The sequence below is a fragment of the Tabrizicola sp. genome (genome assembly GCF_051645465.1).
Classification (GTDB): Bacteria; Pseudomonadota; Alphaproteobacteria; order Rhodobacterales; family Rhodobacteraceae; genus Tabrizicola.
In genome coordinates this window covers 1-2939 of the sequence record NZ_JBOFBI010000316.1, presented here as the reverse complement: position 1 = coordinate 2939, position 2939 = coordinate 1, and the positions used below count along the sequence as shown (strand labels likewise).

3 protein-coding genes are annotated in these 2939 nt (G+C 63.9%); 2 read left to right on the top strand and 1 reads right to left on the bottom strand.

Annotated elements, in window-relative coordinates:
• Positions 1-10: 10 nt before the first annotated feature.
• Positions 11-1168, bottom strand: a complete 1158-nt coding sequence (locus ACRCSW_RS20325) for a phosphoserine transaminase (protein WP_438707473.1) — start codon at positions 1166-1168, stop codon at positions 11-13.
• Positions 1169-1323: 155 nt separating this feature from the next.
• Between ACRCSW_RS20325 and serB the strand changes: the two genes are divergently transcribed.
• Together serB and ACRCSW_RS20315 are read left to right on the top strand one after the other, a co-directional pair.
• On the top strand, positions 1324-2199 hold the full coding sequence (gene serB, locus ACRCSW_RS20320; protein ID WP_438707472.1) for a phosphoserine phosphatase SerB: 876 nt from the start codon (positions 1324-1326) through the stop codon (positions 2197-2199).
• A complete protein-coding gene (locus tag ACRCSW_RS20315; protein ID WP_438707471.1) occupies positions 2196-2663 on the top strand; it encodes a GNAT family N-acetyltransferase in 468 nt (155 codons plus the stop codon). Before serB ends, ACRCSW_RS20315 begins: the two co-directional genes overlap by 4 nt.
• The last annotated feature ends 276 nt before the right edge of the window (positions 2664-2939 follow it).

Below are 2939 nucleotides of genomic sequence, written 5' to 3'. Positions count from 1 at the left end.
CCCGACTCGGTCACGCGGCTTGCGCCAGCGCCGCGATCTCGGCTTCAAATGCATAGGCAATCCACGGCATCAGCGCCTGAATGTCCGAGGTCTCTACCGTCGAGCCGCACCAGATGCGCAGGCCCGGAGGCGCGTCGCGATAGGCGCCAAGGTCGAAGCCCGCGCCTGCCTTCTCGATCCGCTTGGCGACGGCTTTGGCGAAGGCCTCGCCATCGGTGATGCGGGGGTCGGTGAATTTCAGGCAGACGCTGGTGGTGGAGGCCGTGGTCGGGTCTTCGGCAAGGTTCGCGATCCAGGGGTTCGCGGCGCAGAAGTCGTGGACGGCCCGGGCATTGGCGTTCGCTCGGGCGATCAGCGCCGGAAGGCCGCCGATGGACTTTGCCCACTTTAGCGCGACGAGATAGTCTTCGTTCGCAAGCATGGACGGCGTGTTGATCGTCTCGCCCTGGAAGATGCCTTCAATCAGTTTGCCCTTGGCGGTAAGCCGGAAGATCTTGGGCAGCGGCCAGGCGGGGGTGTAGGTCTCCAGCCGCTCCACCGCGCGGGGGGAGAGGACGATGACGCCATGCGCACCCTCGCCGCCCAGAACCTTCTGCCAGGAGAAGGTGGTGACGTCGAGCTTCGCCCACGGCAGGTCCATCGCGAAGGCGGCACTGGTGGCGTCACAGATGGTAAGACCCGCGCGGGTGGCAGGGATCGCGTCGCCGTTCGGCAGGCGGACGCCCGAGGTTGTGCCGTTCCAGGTGAAGACCACGTCACGGTCGAAGTCCACTTCACGCAGGTCGACGATCTGGCCGTAGGGCGCGACTCGCACCTTGGCGTCGAGTTTCAGCTGTTTCACCACATCGGTGACCCAGCCTTCTCCAAAGCTCTCCCAGGCCAGCATCTCAACCGGGCGGGCGCCCAAAAGCGACCACATCGCCATTTCCATGGCACCGGTGTCGGAGGCGGGGACAATGCCGATGCGGTAATCGGCCGGAACGCCCAGAATCTCACGAGTAAGGTCGATGGCTTCCATAAGCTTGGTCTTGCCAACCGCAGCACGGTGCGACCGCCCTAGGGGAGCGTCGGCGAGCATATCAAGGGAGAAGCCGGGAATCTTGGCGCAGGGGCCAGAAGAGAAGCGCGGATTTGCCGGGCGCTTGGCCGGGGGGGTCAGATCGGTCATGGTAGCCTTCCAGCTAAAAGCCCTTCGTTGGGGAAGGGTGTCCCGCCGTTGGAAATACGGGGGGATGCGCTCTGGCACAAGCCGGAAAATCGCGGTAATCCGCCGCATCGTCGCGGAAAAGCGACGCCGACGTTCACTATCGGAAACATCACCGCATGCCTGTCGTCACGCTCCTTACCAACCCCGAAACTCCGCTGCTGGACCGGGCCACGGTCGAGTCCCTGCGCAATGCCTGGGGCGGCGGCGAGGCGCGGTGGCTTGATCCCGGCGTAGCGGCGGAGTTTGCGGTCGAGGCCGTGCCGGAGAACCGCTGGGAGGTCTGGGAAAGCCTGCAAGCGCTCAACGTGGACATGGTGGTGCAGGCGGATGCGGGGCGGAAGAAGCGCCTTCTGATCGCCGATATGGATTCGACGATGATCCGGCAGGAGTGCATCGACGAGCTCGCTAACGAGGCCGGGGTCGGCGCGCATGTGGCGGCGATCACGGCGCGGGCGATGAATGGCGAGCTTGATTTCGAAGCTGCGCTCCGCGAGCGTGTGGGTCTTCTGAAAGGTCTGCCAGAGGCAGTCATCGGCCAGGTCTTGCGCGACCGGATCACGCTGATGCCGGGGGGCATACGGCTTTTGGCTACGATGAAGTCGAATGGGGCCTATGCGGCCCTGGTCTCGGGCGGGTTCACAGCCTTTACCGCGGCGGTGGCTGCAAAGCTGGAGTTTGACGAGAACCGGGCCAACACGCTTCTGGTTGAAGCCGGGGTCCTTTCGGGCGAGGTGGCCAAGCCGATCCTCGGCAAGGAGGCGAAGGTACAAGCGCTGAACGAGATCACCGCGCGCCTCGGGATCACTGCGGCCGAGGCCATTGCGGTCGGTGACGGGGCGAACGACCTGCCAATGCTGAGGGCGAGCGGTACGGGAGTGGCACTGCACGCGAAGCCGCGTGTCCAGGCCGAATGCGAAGTGCGCGTGAACCACGGCGACCTCACGGCTTTGCTGTACATTCAGGGCTACAGCCGCGATGAGTTTGCGCTGTGATCACTCGCTTGGCCAAGCCCGCCGATGCCGCGGGAATGACGGTGCTTCTGAATGCGGTGATCGCCAGGGGCGGCACCACGGCGCACCAGTCGCCGATGACCGAGACAGAGGTGCGTGAGTACTATATCGATGGCTCGGACGTCCACTCCTCGGTCATTGCCGAGGATGCCGGTACGATCATCGGCTGGCAGTCGGTGGGCCAGTGGAAAGGTGATCCGCATATCGGGACTTTCGTCCAGCCGGACCTGCAGGCAAAGGGCGTGGGCGCCGCCCTCTTTGCCCTGACGCTCACGACACTGCGACGGACAAAGATCAGCTACATTGTCGCCTGGATCCGGGCCGACAATGTGCCGGGGCTGGCCTATTACTCCCGCATCGGCTTTCGCGACATAGGCGGAGACCCCAGTTTCGCCCTGGACGACGGTCAGGTGGTCGGTCGCATCTACCGGCGCTTCGACCTCTAAGCCACAAGAGTCGCTTTGCGGCTGAGGCACGGTTTCAAAATTGCGCGGCATACGCCGCAAGTCTTTTGTCTCGTCGTCGGGGCTTGCGCCCTCCTCCTCGGCTGATGGGGGTTTCACCCCCAAACCCCCAGGATATTTGGGCAGAAAGGAACGAGGGTGGACGTTCCGAAGAACGACACCTAGCTTGAAAGTCAAAGGAGATTTGCGATGAACGTGCTTCTGACGACTTGGGACACCCCCTTTGGCCTGCCGCCCTTCGCTTCGATCAAGGACGAG

Excerpts from the sequence above, each read along its gene's own strand:
- ACRCSW_RS20325 (WP_438707473.1), bottom strand. The coding sequence starts at position 1,168 with ATGACCGATCTGACCCCCCCGGCCAAGCGCCCGGCAAATCCGCGCTTC.
- serB (WP_438707472.1), top strand. The coding sequence starts at position 1,324 with ATGCCTGTCGTCACGCTCCTTACCAACCCCGAAACTCCGCTGCTGGAC.